The organism is Nonomuraea sp. NPDC050663 (genome assembly GCF_044456985.1).
GTDB lineage: Bacteria > Actinomycetota > Actinomycetes > Streptosporangiales > Streptosporangiaceae > Nonomuraea.
Genome location: NZ_JBITGL010000027.1, coordinates 72,303 through 85,817, shown reverse-complemented (window position 1 = coordinate 85,817; position 13,515 = coordinate 72,303). Strand labels below are relative to the sequence as shown.

At 66.0% G+C, this 13,515-nt stretch carries 12 protein-coding genes and 1 tRNA gene; 8 read left to right on the top strand and 5 right to left on the bottom strand.

Features of this window, described 5'->3' with window-relative positions:
* Both istB and istA read right to left on the bottom strand, forming a co-directional pair.
* Positions 1–933, bottom strand: a 933-nt coding sequence (gene istB / locus ACIBH1_RS46275; RefSeq protein WP_397320495.1) for an IS21-like element helper ATPase IstB, incomplete at its 3' end; no start/stop codon positions are given.
* Positions 933–2,180, bottom strand: coding sequence for an IS21 family transposase (istA, locus tag ACIBH1_RS46270; protein WP_397320494.1), 1,248 nt, complete (start codon positions 2,178–2,180; stop codon positions 933–935). The genes istA and istB, both read right to left, overlap by 1 nt.
* A gap of 1,349 nt (positions 2,181–3,529) precedes the next feature.
* On the opposite strand from istA, the gene ACIBH1_RS46265 reads away from it, so the two are divergent.
* The 3 genes from ACIBH1_RS46265 to ACIBH1_RS46255 all read left to right on the top strand — a co-directional run bounded on the left by ACIBH1_RS46265 (position 3,530) and on the right by ACIBH1_RS46255 (position 6,357).
* Complete coding sequence (locus ACIBH1_RS46265) at positions 3,530–4,969, top strand: HEPN domain-containing protein (protein WP_397320493.1); 1,440 nt, start codon at positions 3,530–3,532, stop codon at positions 4,967–4,969.
* Positions 4,970–5,188: 219 nt separating this feature from the next.
* Positions 5,189–5,845 carry a Scr1 family TA system antitoxin-like transcriptional regulator gene (locus ACIBH1_RS46260; RefSeq protein ID WP_397320492.1) on the top strand — a complete coding sequence of 219 codons (657 nt, stop codon included), beginning with the start codon at positions 5,189–5,191 and terminating at the stop codon, positions 5,843–5,845.
* Positions 5,788–6,357: a hypothetical protein gene (locus ACIBH1_RS46255; RefSeq protein WP_397320499.1), complete on the top strand. Its 570-nt coding sequence runs from the start codon at positions 5,788–5,790 to the stop codon at positions 6,355–6,357. The genes ACIBH1_RS46260 and ACIBH1_RS46255 overlap by 58 nt, the downstream gene beginning before the upstream one ends.
* Positions 6,358–6,402: 45 nt before the next feature.
* On the opposite strand, the gene ACIBH1_RS46250 is transcribed toward ACIBH1_RS46255, so the two are convergent.
* The 3 genes from ACIBH1_RS46250 to ACIBH1_RS46240 form a co-directional block, all read right to left on the bottom strand.
* A tRNA-Ala gene (locus ACIBH1_RS46250) sits at positions 6,403–6,478 on the bottom strand.
* Positions 6,479–6,493: 15 nt separating this feature from the next.
* The gene (locus ACIBH1_RS46245) at positions 6,494–7,219 is read right to left on the bottom strand and encodes an HAD-IA family hydrolase (protein ID WP_397320491.1); all 726 of its coding nucleotides are present in this window, start codon (positions 7,217–7,219) and stop codon (positions 6,494–6,496) included.
* A gap of 6 nt (positions 7,220–7,225) precedes the next feature.
* Entirely contained in the window at positions 7,226–7,345 is a 120-nt protein-coding gene (locus ACIBH1_RS46240; RefSeq protein ID WP_240506072.1) for a DLW-39 family protein, read from the bottom strand.
* A 449-nt stretch (positions 7,346–7,794) separates the two neighbouring features.
* Here ACIBH1_RS46240 and ACIBH1_RS46235 point away from each other — a divergent pair, with 449 nt between their 5' ends.
* The 5 genes from ACIBH1_RS46235 (at position 7,795) to ACIBH1_RS46215 (ending at position 13,503) form a co-directional block, all read left to right on the top strand.
* Complete coding sequence (locus ACIBH1_RS46235) at positions 7,795–8,004, top strand: heavy-metal-associated domain-containing protein (RefSeq protein WP_397320490.1); 210 nt, start codon at positions 7,795–7,797, stop codon at positions 8,002–8,004.
* A complete protein-coding gene (locus tag ACIBH1_RS46230; RefSeq protein ID WP_397320489.1) occupies positions 8,001–8,990 on the top strand; it encodes a hypothetical protein in 990 nt (329 codons plus the stop codon). Before ACIBH1_RS46235 ends, ACIBH1_RS46230 begins: the two co-directional genes overlap by 4 nt.
* 26 nt (positions 8,991–9,016) lie before the next feature.
* A complete protein-coding gene (locus ACIBH1_RS46225; protein ID WP_397320488.1) occupies positions 9,017–11,218 on the top strand; it encodes a heavy metal translocating P-type ATPase in 2,202 nt (733 codons plus the stop codon).
* Between the two features lie 355 nt (positions 11,219–11,573).
* Positions 11,574–12,380 carry an MBL fold metallo-hydrolase gene (locus ACIBH1_RS46220; RefSeq protein WP_397320487.1) on the top strand — a complete coding sequence of 269 codons (807 nt, stop codon included), beginning with the start codon at positions 11,574–11,576 and terminating at the stop codon, positions 12,378–12,380.
* A 25-nt stretch (positions 12,381–12,405) separates the two neighbouring features.
* Entirely contained in the window at positions 12,406–13,503 is a 1,098-nt protein-coding gene (locus tag ACIBH1_RS46215) for a GNAT family N-acetyltransferase (RefSeq protein ID WP_397320486.1), read from the top strand.
* Positions 13,504–13,515 lie beyond the last annotated feature (12 nt).

Sequence of the window (13,515 nt, the reverse complement as noted above, 5' to 3'; positions counted from 1 at the left end):
GCCGCGATGCTCTTGATCAAGACCGCACCTACCGACCGGAACAGCCGAACCGTGACCTACCCGCACGAACCGATCACGGAATGTGTGCCTGAACCTGAAAGCGGACCCGGCTGCGACGCCTGAAAACGGACCCATCTGATGGTCGTTCAGTCGTTGGCTTTGGCCGCTGGAACACGGCCCAGATCTCGATCCTTGAGTCGGTAGCTGTCTCCTTTTCAGGCTGATAACTTCGGCATGATGGACGAGCCGGTCGATCATGGCCGCGGCGACCACATCGTCACCGAATACCTCGCCCCACCGGCCGAAGGGCTTGTTCGAGGTCACGATCAGCGAGGCTCGTTCGTAGCGGGATGAGACGAGCTGGAAGAACAGGTTCGCTGCCTCGGCCTCGAACGGGATGTAGCCCACCTCGTCAATGATCAACAAGGGGATACGGCCCAGGCGGACGAGTTCGTCCTGGAGCCGTCCGGCATGGTGGGCATCAGCCAGGCGGCCGACCCACTCGGCGGCGGTGGCGAACAGCACCCGATGGCCTGCCTGGCAGGCTCGGATGCCCAGCCCGATCGACAGGTGGGTTTTGCCGGTGCCCGGCGGTCCCAGGAAAACCACGTTCTCCTTGGCAGTGACGAAGTCCAGCGCGCCCAGGTGGGCGATGGCCTCGCGTTTGAGGGAACGTTGATGGTCGTAGTCGAACTCCTCCAGTGACTTGCGGGCCGGGAAGCGGGCCAGTTTGATGCGGCCTTCACCGCCGTGGGCCTCGCGTGCGGCGACCTCACGCTGCAGGCAGGCGGCCAGGAACTCCTCGTGCGTCCAGCCCTCGGCCCGGGCCCGCTCGGCCAGCCGGTCTACCGAGGCCGCCAGGGACGGCGCCTTGAGCGCTCGGGTGAGGTAGGCAAGCTCGGAAGCGATGTTCCTGCCGGTCTTGGTGGTCATCACAGCGCCATCTCCTGCTCTGGATCCGTGGGCTCGCCGGTCAGGCCGAACATGCGGTCGTAGTCAGTGAGCCTGCGCTGCTCAACCTCGGCCATCGTGGTGGGGACAGCCGCCCGTCGCTGGCGCCGAAAGGCGCGAGCCGCTTGGGCGTGGGTGTCGTCGGTGAGGGTCTGGTGAGCGGCCCAGCATCGGTCGTGGCGGGCGACGCTGGTGCCCGCGCAGGTCGCCCTCACCTGCTCCAGGTCAGCGAACACCTCAACGAGGCGGCCGATCGCGATCGGATGCACGGAGTAGTCGTTGGCGTCCAGCCGGACGTAATGATCACGCGGCAACCTCACCGACGCCGTCCAGCCGAGCTGCGGCGGCAGAGCGGGCAGCTCCACCATCGCAGCCAGATCAGCCGCCAGCCGATCGATGGGGCGGCATTCGATCCGGCGGTGATGCCGCTGGTTGGCCCGCTCCAGCCAGCCGGACAACTGAGCGTTGAAATCGGCCGGGTCAGCGAAACGGCGGCCGGGTAGGAAGGAGGTTTCCAGGTAGCCGTTGGCCCGCTCGACCAGACCCTTGGCCTCCGGATCGGCGGGCCGGCACTGGACGATGGTGATGCCCAGGCTGCCGCGGAAGGCGTTCATCGCAGCCGTCAGCTGCGGCCTGCCGCCCCGCCACCGGCCCACCGCAGGCTCGTTGTCCCAGACCAGCGTCTTGGGCACCGCACCGAGCCGGGTCAGCAACGCCCAATGCCCAGCGATTAGATCGGGGGCTTGCCGGGTCGGTAGCATCCGGGCGCTGATCACCCGAGAGTAACCGGACACCATCACCAGTACCGGAGGCCGGCCGACCTGCCCGAACCCGAGCGGGACATCCACTGGCGGGAACCACAGATCGCACTGGGCCAGCTCGCCTGGGCGATAGGTGGTCCGTGAAGCCGGATCCGGTGGGGCGAACAACGGCCGCAACTGCCGCACCCGGTCCTTCAGCACGGTCATCGACCGGTCCCAGCCGACCCGTTCGGCGATCACCGTCGCGGGCATGTCCGGCCACTGCGCCAGCAGTTCCCGGATCCGGGGCTCGACGGCATCGATGATCGAGCCCTTAGGCCGGCGCACATACTTTGGCGGCCCGTCAGACTCCAGCGCGCGACGGACCGTGTTGCGTCCCACGGCCAGCTTCCTGGCGATCGCCCGGATCGGCATTCCCTCTGACCGGTGCAGTCTGCGGATCTCTGCCCAGTCCTCCACGTTCAGCACCCCTCTCGCATAGCCCTGTCGGGCCTTGCGGTGGGTCCGTTTTCACGCGTCCCCAGAGGGTCAGTTTTCAGGCGCCGTCGTCATTGGGTGGAGCCTAGGAGATTCGAACTCCTGACATCCTGCCTGCAAATCGGACCGACCTATGAGGACAGCGCCTACACCAGCAGGGAAGGCGCTCCGCGAGCGACCACGGTTGACCGCTACTGACCACCTTTAATGGCACGCTAATGGCACGGCGTCCGACCCTCTGCTTTGTGATTCTCTATGGCCTGCGCGGACAACACCTGCCTGATCGTCCCCTCTACCATCGTCCCGCCCGTCGGCCTCACCTGCTCGGCTTGTCCCGGGTCGATGGCAAGGGGGACGATCAGGCTTCCACCTCAGCTATTGACGGCCTGGCTCAGGCATGGCCGTCGTCCCGGAGCTGGAGCGCCCACGCCGGAGGCGAAACTATGGCTCCGCTTCCTTCGTTCAACTTGCCAGGGTGACGAGGAGGAGCCCATGCCTGGTCTGGCTGAGCTGATCTACACCACGAGCGGTGGCATAGTTGGATCGCTGATCACAATCGCTGTGAGTCAGAGCAAAGATCGCCGTGCTGCTCGCGCAGGATGTAGTACGCACCTTCATCAGCTACGGAATTTCAACGCGGCCTTCGGGATGCTCGATGACATGCGGCGAGACTTTGAGGAGACCCTTGCCGTTTGGGAGAGCACAGCTCTCGCAGCAGGCCTGCCCCGCAAGTTGGTCACACTTTGCATCGCTACACGTGAATGGCACTTCTACGTATGGTCTGCCCGGCAGCATCGTTGGGGAGAAGAGTTCGACGATGGCTACTGGGATGGACTCACGTCTGAGCTCGGAGGGCTAGTACTTGCATTAGAGAAGGAGCTCAAGATGACCTTGTGGCACCCGTAGCGGAGGTACCTCCTGTGCTCACTTCGCCTGCGAAGATTCCGCATAAAGCTCGCCGCCACCAGAGAGGGTTCACAGCGGGTATTCGATCATCGTTCGCACATCGCGGCTGTGACGGCGGAGCGCATCAACGCAGAGCGTGAGCGGGAGGCGCTTCACACCGACAAGTAGTATATCTGTCCGCCTGAGGTGGCGCGTGAGAACGGCTTCCAGCCTCTACAGGCGGCACCCGGCCACAAGCTCGGGTGGCGACTCCCTGTAACTCCACACTAGCTACGCACGCGAATCCTCTGTTCCAGCGGTCAGGAATGCCGCGAGATGAAGCCCCGAAGCTGGATGCGAGGTATTAAACGTTGGATCCCAACGTTCGGTTCCGTTCATCCGAACACCTAGGCATGGCATGATGGGGATCAAATCATCGAACATTCGGAGCAGACATGGGACTTAAGCCCGGAAGAATCTCGCCAGCCGAATGGTGGATACCCGGCAGCACCGAAGACACTACGATTCCCGGAGTATGCGAAGTAAAGGAAGATGGGAGGATCTTAGCGCGCCTTCACCGCAACCCAAGCATTCCTGCTGGACAGGCCTCATTTCTATTCGCCCCACTACCCAAGATCCCGATTCTCCACGGAAGTGTCTTCGGAACGGAAGTCACGCTTGTCGACTGCCGTACCGGGGGAACTCGATCCGGCCTCTCCCCGATTGCCGATATCGAGCTCCGTCCATGGTTCGGTGTTGAAGGTCAGCTTTTGAGCGAAGAAGAGCTCAATTCATCCAAAGCCGAGGTCCGTTTGAGAGGTCAGCGAGAATGGGCCGCCTGGTCCGCATTCGCATATGAAATTGACGGCTCGCACATCCGGCCTCGATCTCTCACCTACGAGCCGCCCCCGGCAAGGACTGCAACCATCCCTGGCGGGAGCGTAACGATCAAGGATGATTCCATCCTTTGGCCCAATGGGCCGGATGCGCAGCTCAAGTCCCAGTGCAGTTTTGTAATTGATCTGGAATCTCCAGTTCCACTCAGGGATTTTTTGAGAACATATACACTCCCTCTCGAGGTGCTGTTGTCGCTTGCAACATCGTCAATGGCGCGAATCGAAAGTCTCTACATAGCCGCGAACCAACCTGGGACTTACGCTGGATCGGAAGACCAACCCGAGTGGCTAAAGGTTTGGTTTGGCTATCACGGAGCCCGTGACAGCCCGCGAGAAATTGCACCAGAGGACATCCTTTTTGAACTCAGCGACTACAATTGGGAAGAACTTGGAGGGCGAATATTCACCATCGCCAATGAGTGGCGATACATCATCGATCAGTGGATCGCGCTGAATAATCCGAGATATCATTGGCGAGTGCCACGTTTCCTAACTACAGTCACCGTCCTAGAGGGAGTCGACCGTCTCCTAAACGACGAGACCCAATCCGATCGAGCCGTAGCCTACGAACGGATAGCCAATGATGTTAAGTTGGCACTTGAGACTGTGCCTGGCCTTAACTCGAAACGAAGAGCCAGAATACGAAAACTAATCGCAGATTCTTATGAGCCGTCCCTCGAGGATCGCCTTGCCCGTCTTGGCGCGAAAGTCGCTTCCGGTATGTCTGCCCTAAACCTGGATGAGGACTGGCCTGCTCGAGTCGCCAAGCTTCGCAATCAGGTTGGTCACGGCCTCCCAGCCGCGAGAGCACTTTCAGATGACAATCGCGCAGCGCAGGCCGGCGAGGCGATCTTAATTCATCTTCTAGAATGCCTATTCTTGAGCGAACTAGGCTTGGACGACCAAAGGATTGCGAAGGTCGCAAGAAGACGGTGCAGAATGGCCTGGCGCTCAACAATCCTAACGGAAGGTTACGACAAGCTTCCCAAAGGCGACTAACAGACGTCACTTCCAAAATGGCATAATCTATTAGTTTTACGTGTCGTGCCACCCGACGAGCCGCACGCGAGAACGGCCCCGAGGCCGCACGCGCAGCGTGCGGCCTCGTGCTCTTGCTCGTCGCAGTAGCACCACCGTCTTGACCTCCACAAGAACAATTCGGCAGTGATCCGCATACGCGTCCTAATATCTGGTCTGGCGAGTGGTAGGACGCTGGGTATGGACGATCGTCGGGAGCGGTTGCGGGCACTGGGTGCTCTGATTAGGCGGCTTCGTAAGAGCGCCGACCTAACCGGCAAGGAACTTGCCGCGCGCGCTGGGGTCACACAGCCGACGATCTCTCAGATTGAGACCGGGCAACTGCTTCCGCTGCCCGAGACGGTTGAGCGGCTGGTACAGGGGCTGTCGCTGTCGGATGCTGCGCGGGGCGAGTTGGATGACCTGCTTGGGCGTCCTCGTGAGATCCCTCGGCTTAAGGGCGGGTTGGCTGGCCGTGAGGAAGCCGACGTGGCGCGCGTGCGGGCTGCAAGTCGAGTCTACTCGTTTCAGACTGCGATGATTCCCGCGCTGCTCCAGACGGCGAAGTACGCACGCCTGGCCCTTCTTGGTGGAGCTGGCCAAGAGGATGCCGTCTCTCGGGCAGCCGCTGTCCGCGTGGAAGGGCAAGCAGTGCTCTTCGAGGAAGGGCGGGAGTTCTCATTCGTGCTCACCGAGAGTGCGCTGCGGACTTGGCCTGGACCTGTCTCTGTGGTCGACGCTCAACTTGATCGGCTCGTGCAGCTCTCCACGCTGCCAACCGTGCGGCTTGGGGTGGTGCCGTGGGCGGTTCAAGTGCCGCGACTCCCCTGCACGGGTTCACCGTCTTCGATGAAGTGATCGCGTTGCGCCGGCGAAGCCTCGACCTCACCGCTCGCACGGTCAGCGTGCGGGAGCAGCTCCTCGAACTCGACGGCGGCATCATGCAACTCGGGCGGCCCAAGTCACGTGCAGGTCGGCGGACGATCGCCATCCCGTCCGCCATCATCCCCGCGTTGACCGAGCATCTTGCCGCGTATGTCAACGAGACGGAGGACGCCTTCGTCTTTCTCAGCAAGCGCGGCGCCTTCCTCCGGGGCGGCAACTTCCGACGGGGGGGCCAAGCGGGCGGAGGCGCTCAAGGAGATGGGGATGCAAGGGCTGCACTTCCACGATCTTCGCCACACCGGCAACACGCTCGCAGCTTAGTCCGGGCGAGCGTCGCGGACCTCAAGGCTCGAACGGGCCACGACAGCGACCAAGCGGCGCTGATCTACCAACACGCCACCCGAGACGCGGACCAGAAGATCGCCGACGCGCTGAGTGCTCGGGTCAGGGCGGAACGGAAGGGCAAGCGCAAGAAGAAGAGCTAATGGCACGAACGCCGCCTCCCAGATCTGGGAAGGCGGCGTTTTGGCTGGTGGAGCCTAGGAGATTCGAACTCCTGACATCCTGCTTGCAAAGCAGGCGCTCTGCCAACTGAGCTAAGGCCCCGCAGTCGAAGACAGCTTACCGGGCTGAGGCGGCAACCTGGTGCGTGCCCAGCTCTTCACTCAAGATCAACCCGGGGAAATCGGCGATCGAGTCCAGAATGTGTGTCGCTCCGCCCTTCAGCAACCGCTCTCTGCTGTGGACGCCGTTCATGACCCCGGCGACGATCGAGGCGCCTGCGCGGCGGCCGCACAGCATGTCGCTCTCCGCGTCGCCCGCGACGGCGACCTGGCGGACGTCCTCGATGCCGAGCTGGAGTACGGCGCGCAGGATCATGTCGGGCCAGGGGCGGCCGCGGCCGGCGTCTTCTGGGCAGATGGCCAGGTCGAACTTGTCGTCCCAGGAGAGCACGCTGAGGACGCGGCCGAGGGTCGACCGGCTGAAGCCGGTGATCAGGGCCACGTGGATGCCTGCTCCGCGGAGTTTGTCGAGGACTTCGGAGACTCCGGGCATGGCGGTCAGACCTGTGCGCTCGATGGTGCCCTCGTAGGAGCGTTCGAACGTCAGGTTGGCGGCTTGGGCCTGGGCCTCGTTACCGGGGAAGATGCCCCGGAACACCTCGATCTTGGGGCAGCCCCGGGACCGGTGCACGTGCACCATGGCACGTGCATATGCTCCGGTCCCGGGAACGATGCCCTGGGTGGCTATCGCCTCGGAGAACGCTCGTTCGACCGTGGCGATGTCACCGATCGTCGTGCCGGCGAGGTCCAGACATGCCAGCTTGATCGGGACGGCCTCGCTCAACGGCGATCAGTTCTCGCTGCCGGTCGCCTCGGTCCACAGGTCGAGCTCGGCGCGGTCGGCCTGTACCTTGCGCCAGATCAGCAAGCCCCCGAGAGCGAGCAGGGCCAGGACGAGCAGCTTCTTCACGGTGTGACCCCAATTCTTCGGCGGTCCCGAGCCTGCCGGGGCCGGGACGACGGTTCCTTAGCAGACTAGCAAGGGATGGAGGTAGTCCCTGTGCTGCGCGGCAACCAGATGTGCGGGTTTTTCCAGTAGAGCCTGGTGAGCCGACCTATGCCCGTCCGGACTTGGCCAACTTTTGGTCACCGTCCGGGTGGGCGTGTCCGGCGTTATGGGCGCTTTGGTGTGGGTTGTATGGCTGGTCCATGGCCGGGGCGCCCTGTTGACGCGGCTTCACGGCCCAGGGTGTCGGCGTGGTGGATGCCTGGGCATCGGGTGAGGGCTTGGCGGTTCTGGGCTGGGGGAGTGGGGCGGGGCTGAGATGGCCCCCGGCGTAGTGCTCGCATACCCCCCTGGGGTTGCGGAATATACCTTAGGGGGGTATGGTTTGTGCTATACAGAACAAGGAGATGAACATGAGCACTGCCACCTACACCGTCAAGGGCATGACCTGCGGCCACTGCGTCAGCTCGGTCAAAGAAGAGGTCGGCGAGGTCCCCGGCGTGACTGCCGTCGAAGTGGACCTGGCCAGCGGAAGCCTGACCATCCAGAGTGACGCCCCCGTTGACGCCTCCCGCATCGAGGCGGCCGTCGCGGAGGCCGGATATGAAGTGGTGACACCATGAACACTCCCACCAAACTGGGTCTGTATGGCGCAGGCCTGGCATTGATCTTCGGCACCTCCCTGACCGTGGGAAACGCCGTCGGCGACGTGACTCCCGCCGACAAGAGCGCGGCCGGAAACCCCAAGCCCGCCGAACACGGGCACGCCCCGACGACGACCGCAACAGCGACGGCGAGCGCCGAAGCAGGGCATGGCGACTCCCATGAGGCCCAGCCCGCGTCGTCGGATACCCCCGGTGGGCTCCAGGTCTCGCAGGGCGGCTACACGCTGACCCCGCTGACGACCAGCCTGAAGCCGGGCAAGAAGACCGATTTCCGCTTCTCCGTCACCGGCCCCGACGGCAAGCCCGTCACCGACTACTCGGTCGAGCACGAGAAGAAGCTGCACTTCATCGTCGTCTCCCGCGACCTGGCCAGCTTCCAGCACCTGCACCCGGAGGAGGCGGGCGGCGGCGTGTGGAGCGTCCCGCTGACCCTGCCCCAGGCGGGCGTCTACCGCGCCTTCGCCGACTTCAAGCCCACCGGCGGCAGCGCCCTGACGCTGGGCACCGACCTCTACTCGGCCGGTAAGTTCGCCCCGGCGCCGCTGCCCGGGACCAGCCGTACGGCAACCGTCGGACCGTACACTGTGACCCTCGACGGAGACGTCGTCCCCGGCCAGTCGAGCAAGCTCACGCTGCGCGTCACCAAGGACGGCAAGCCGGTCACCGACCTGCAGCCCTACCTGGGGGCCTACGGCCACCTCGTGGCCCTGCGCGCGGGCGATCTCGCCTACCTGCACGTGCACCCCGAGGAGAGCGAGACCCCGGGCCCGGAGATCGTCTTCTACGCCGAGGTGCCGAGCGACAGCGATTACCGCCTGTTCCTCGACTTCAAGCACGGCGACGCCGTACACACCGCCGACTTCACCCTCAGAAGCAGCGGCACACCGTTGTCCACAGGTAAGGCCACACCGCCTCCGGGCCACTCCGACGACCACGACCATTGATCCGCGAGCCAGGGAAGGAGAACGCGATGTCTGTCACCCACGACACGATCGAGCTGTCGATTGGCGGGATGACCTGCGCTTCCTGCGCCAACCGGATCGAGCGCAAGCTCAACAAGCTCGACGGCGTCACCGCGACCGTCAACTACGCGACAGAGAAGGCGCAGGTCAGCTTCCCTGAGGGGGTCGCCCCCGAGCTGCTCGTCGCCGAGGTCGAGAAGGCCGGCTACTCCGCCGAGCTGCCCAGGCCGCCGCAGGCCGAGGGCGCGCCGGAGGAGCCGAGAGACGAGCTCAAGCCGCTGCGCGACCGGTTGATCCTCAGCGTCGTGCTGAGCGTCCCGGTGATCGCGATGGCGATGATCCCGGCGCTGCAGTTCACCTACTGGCAGTGGCTGAGCCTGACGCTCGCCGCGCCGGTGGTGGTCTACGCCGGCTGGCCGTTCCACAAGGCCGCCTGGACCAACCTGCGCCACGGCGCGGCCACCATGGACACCCTGGTGTCCATCGGCACGCTGGCCGCCTTCGGCTGGTCGCTGTGGGCCCTGTTCTTCGGTACGGCAGGCGTGCCGGGCATGACGCACCCGTTCGAGTTCACGATCGCGCGCACCGACGGCTCCGGCAACATCTACTTCGAGGCCGCCGCGGGCGTGACCGCGTTCATCCTGGCCGGACGCTACTTCGAGGCCCGCTCCAAGCGCCGCGCGGGAGCTGCCCTGCGCGCCCTGCTGGAGCTCGGCGCCAAGGACGTCGAGCTGACCGACGGCAGGCGTGTGCCGGTCGACCAGCTCAAGGTGGGCGACCTGTTCGTGGTCCGCCCCGGCGAGAAGATCGCCACCGACGGCGTCGTCCACGAGGGCACGAGCGCGGTCGACGCCTCGATGGTGACCGGCGAGTCCGTCCCGGTCGAGGTGGGAGCGGGCGACCGCGTGGTCGGCGCGACCGTCAACGCGGGCGGCCGCCTGATCGTCAGGGCGGAGCGCATCGGGCAAGACACCCAGCTGGCCCAGATGGCCAAGCTGGTCGAGCAGGCCCAGACGGGCAAGGCCCAGGTGCAGCGCCTGGCCGACCGCATCTCGGGCGTGTTCGTCCCCATCGTGATCGGGCTGGCCGTGGCCACGCTGGGCTTCTGGCTCGGCACCGGCGAGGGGGCGAGCGCCGCCTTCACCGCCGCGGTGGCCGTGCTCATCATCGCCTGCCCCTGCGCGCTCGGCCTGGCCACTCCCACCGCGCTGCTGGTGGGCACCGGGCGCGGCGCCCAGATGGGCATCCTGATCAAGGGTCCCGAGGTGCTGGAGTCGACCCGCGCGATCGACACGATCGTGCTCGACAAGACCGGCACCGTCACCGAGGGCAAGATGACCCTGACCGACGTGCACGTGGCCGAGGGCGAGAGCCGCGACGAGGTGCTCCGCCTCGCCGGAGCGCTGGAGCACGCCTCCGAGCACCCCATCGCCCAGGCGATCGCCAAGGCGGCGCAGTCCGACGCCACCGTCGAAGACTTCGCCAACGTCGAGGGTCTCGGGGTTCAGGGCATCGTCGACGGGCACGCGGTGCTCGTCGGACGCCCCCGGCTGCTGGCCGAATGGTCGCAGCACCTGCCGGAGGACCTGGCGGGCAAGCTCGCCGACGAGCAGTCCGCGGGCCGTACGGCTGTCGCGGTGGGCTGGGACGGCAAGGCCCGGGCGGTCCTCGTGGTCTCCGACGTGGTCAAGCCGACCAGCAAGGAGGCCATCCAGCAGCTGCGCGCGCTCGGCCTGACCCCGGTGCTGCTGACCGGCGACAACGAGGCGGTCGCCAGGACCGTCGCCGCCGAGGTGGGCATCGACCAGGTGATCGCCGAAGTGCTGCCGGCCGACAAGGTCGACGTGGTCAAGCGGCTGCAGGGCGAGGGCAAGACCGTGGCGATGGTGGGTGACGGCGTCAACGACGCCGCCGCGCTCGCCCAGGCCGACCTGGGCCTGGCCATGGGCACGGGCACCGACGTGGCCATCGAGGCGGCCGATCTGACGCTGGTCCGCGGTGACCTTCGGGTGGCGGCCGACGCGATCCGCCTGTCGCGGCGCACGCTCAGCACGATCAAGAGCAACCTGTTCTGGGCCTTCGCCTACAACGTGGCCGCCCTGCCGCTGGCGGCGCTGGGCTTGCTGAACCCGATGATCGCGGGTGCGGCGATGGCGTTCTCGAGCGTGTTCGTGGTGACGAACTCGCTGCGGCTGCGCCGCTTCAAGTAGCGGCGGGCTCGAACGTGGCGGTGGCCGGGACAACGGCGTCCCGGCCACCGCTTTGGGCTGCGTGGGGGGCCCGAGTGGTGAGCACGGGATGGATGGGCGGAGGGCTCCCGCGGAGCCGGGGGGTGGGGAGTGGGCCGCTGGCCGTGAGGGAGCGAGGCTGAGGTGGGTGGCTGGCTTTGAGGGAGCGAGGCTGAGGTGGGTGGCTGGCTTTGAGGGAGCGAGGCTGAGGTGGGTGGCTGGCTTTGAGGAGGCGGGGCTGAGGTGGGTGGCTGCCCTTGGGGAGCGGGGGCCGAGGTGGGTGGCTGGCCTCGAAGGGCGGGGGCTGGCGTGAGGGGCTGGCTCTATCGTGGTCCCGGTGACCGAACGATGGCAGGAAATCGCAGACCGCCTCTACATCCGCAGGCACCAGAGCGCCAACCTCACCATCGGCCTGGTGCTGGGCGACGACCACTGCCTGGTCGTCGACACGCGCGCCTCGCACCGTCACGCCGCCGAGCTCATCCGGGCCATCCGCGAGGTCACCCCCACCGCCTGGACCGTCGTCAACACCCACGCCCACTGGGACCACTGCTTCGGCAACGCCCCCTTCGCCCCAGCCGAGATCTGGGGCCACGTCCTGGCCGTCAAGGACCTCGACGAGACGGGCGAGCTCCAGCGCTCGAACGTGCTCGCTTTCCTGCCGGAGGAGCGGCACGAGGAGATCCGCGAGGTGGCGATCGTCCCCCCGACCCATACGTTCGCGGACCGCGCGACGCTGGATATCGGCGGCCGTGAGGTGCATCTGCGGTATTTCGGTAGAGGCCATACGGATCATGACATCGTGGTGCATGTCCCCGATGTCGGGACGGCCTTCGTGGGTGACCTGATCGAGGAGGTGCCGTACTTCGGCGACTCCTTCCCCCTCGACTGGCCCGTCACCCTGCACAGGATGCTGCAGGACCTCGACGCCGACACCTTCGTCCCCGGCCACGGGGCGGCGGTGACCAGGCAGTTCGTCGAACGCCAGCAGGCCGACCTGGCCTGGCTGGCGGAATATGCCGACTATGCCTACCGGTCGAGCGGCCTGCGCGCGGTGAGCATGATCGATGCGGCCTTCCCCGAGGACGCGCAGCGGATGGCGTTCGAGCGTGCCTTCCAGCAACTCGACGGGCAGCTCCCATAAGCCGCGAAATGGCTTAAATGGGGGAATGGAAGCAACCTGGGGGACCCTGACCGAGGACGACGTGCCGCGCCTGGCCGCCCTCCTCACGGCCATCGAGGCCGCCGACGAGCTGGGTGAGACCCACACCGAGGCCGACGTCCGCGAGCGGCTGCGCAACCCGCTGCTCGACCTGGCCGACGGCACCTTGGCGGCCCGCGTCGGCGACCGGATCGTGGCCTACGGCTACCTGCCCGTGAAGCAGAACGCCACCGACACCCACCCGATGGTGGTGGGAGGCGGGGTGCATCCCGAGTTCCGCCGTCAGGGGTACGGCACGCGCATCCTGGAGTGGGCCGTCGAGCAGGCTCCCAAGCTGCACGAACGGCGCTTCCCCGGGGTCGGCGGCCTGGAGCTGCACGTGGGCGCCGACGACCGCACCCACGACAGGGCGGCGCTGGCGATGAGCCTGGGGTTCGTCAAGAGCCGGTCGTTCCTGGACATGGAGGCGGATCTGTCGGGCCCGCTGCCCCAGGTGAACGTGCCGGAGGGCATCGAGATCGTGCCGTGGTCGCCCGAGCTGGACGCCGGGGCGCGTGCCGTACGCAACGAGTCGTTCAGTGACCACTGGGGCTCGGTGCCGCACACGGGGGAGAGCTGGCGTCACTACGTCACGGGGCGGCACTTCCTGCCGCAGGGCTCCTTCCTGGCCCTCGCCGGACGAGACCGAGCAGGGGACGGACAAGACCGAGCTGGCGACGGACAAGACCGAGCTGGCGACGGACAAGACCGAGCTGGCGACGGGCGAGGTCCAGCCCGCGACGGGCGAGACCGAGCCAGCGTTGGGCCAGACCCAGTCCCCGACGGGCAGGGTGTGGTGGGCATCGTGATGGCGCAGGAGCACACCGCCCCCAACGGCTCGCCGTACGTGTGGATCGCGATCGTCGGAACCCTCGCCGGGTGGCGCGGCCGGGGAGTGGCCGGCGCTCTGCTCGGCCATGCGTTGCGCTTCTACCGGCAGCAGGGCTACGCCACCGTCGAGCTCGGCGTGGACGCCGACAACGGCACGGGCGCGGTCCGGGTGTACGAGAAGGCCGGATTCCACGCGACCAACCGGGGATCGGTATATGTCAGGAAAATCATTTGACCTGGTGAAATA

Excerpts from the sequence above, each read along its gene's own strand:
- ACIBH1_RS46225 (WP_397320488.1), top strand. The coding sequence starts at position 9,017 with ATGTCTGTCACCCACGACACGATCGAGCTGTCGATTGGCGGGATGACC.
- ACIBH1_RS46235 (WP_397320490.1), top strand. The coding sequence starts at position 7,795 with ATGAGCACTGCCACCTACACCGTCAAGGGCATGACCTGCGGCCACTGC.
- ACIBH1_RS46230 (WP_397320489.1), top strand. The coding sequence starts at position 8,001 with ATGAACACTCCCACCAAACTGGGTCTGTATGGCGCAGGCCTGGCATTG.
- ACIBH1_RS46265 (WP_397320493.1), top strand. The coding sequence starts at position 3,530 with ATGGGACTTAAGCCCGGAAGAATCTCGCCAGCCGAATGGTGGATACCC.
- ACIBH1_RS46215 (WP_397320486.1), top strand. The coding sequence starts at position 12,406 with ATGGAAGCAACCTGGGGGACCCTGACCGAGGACGACGTGCCGCGCCTG.
- ACIBH1_RS46260 (WP_397320492.1), top strand. The coding sequence starts at position 5,189 with ATGGACGATCGTCGGGAGCGGTTGCGGGCACTGGGTGCTCTGATTAGG.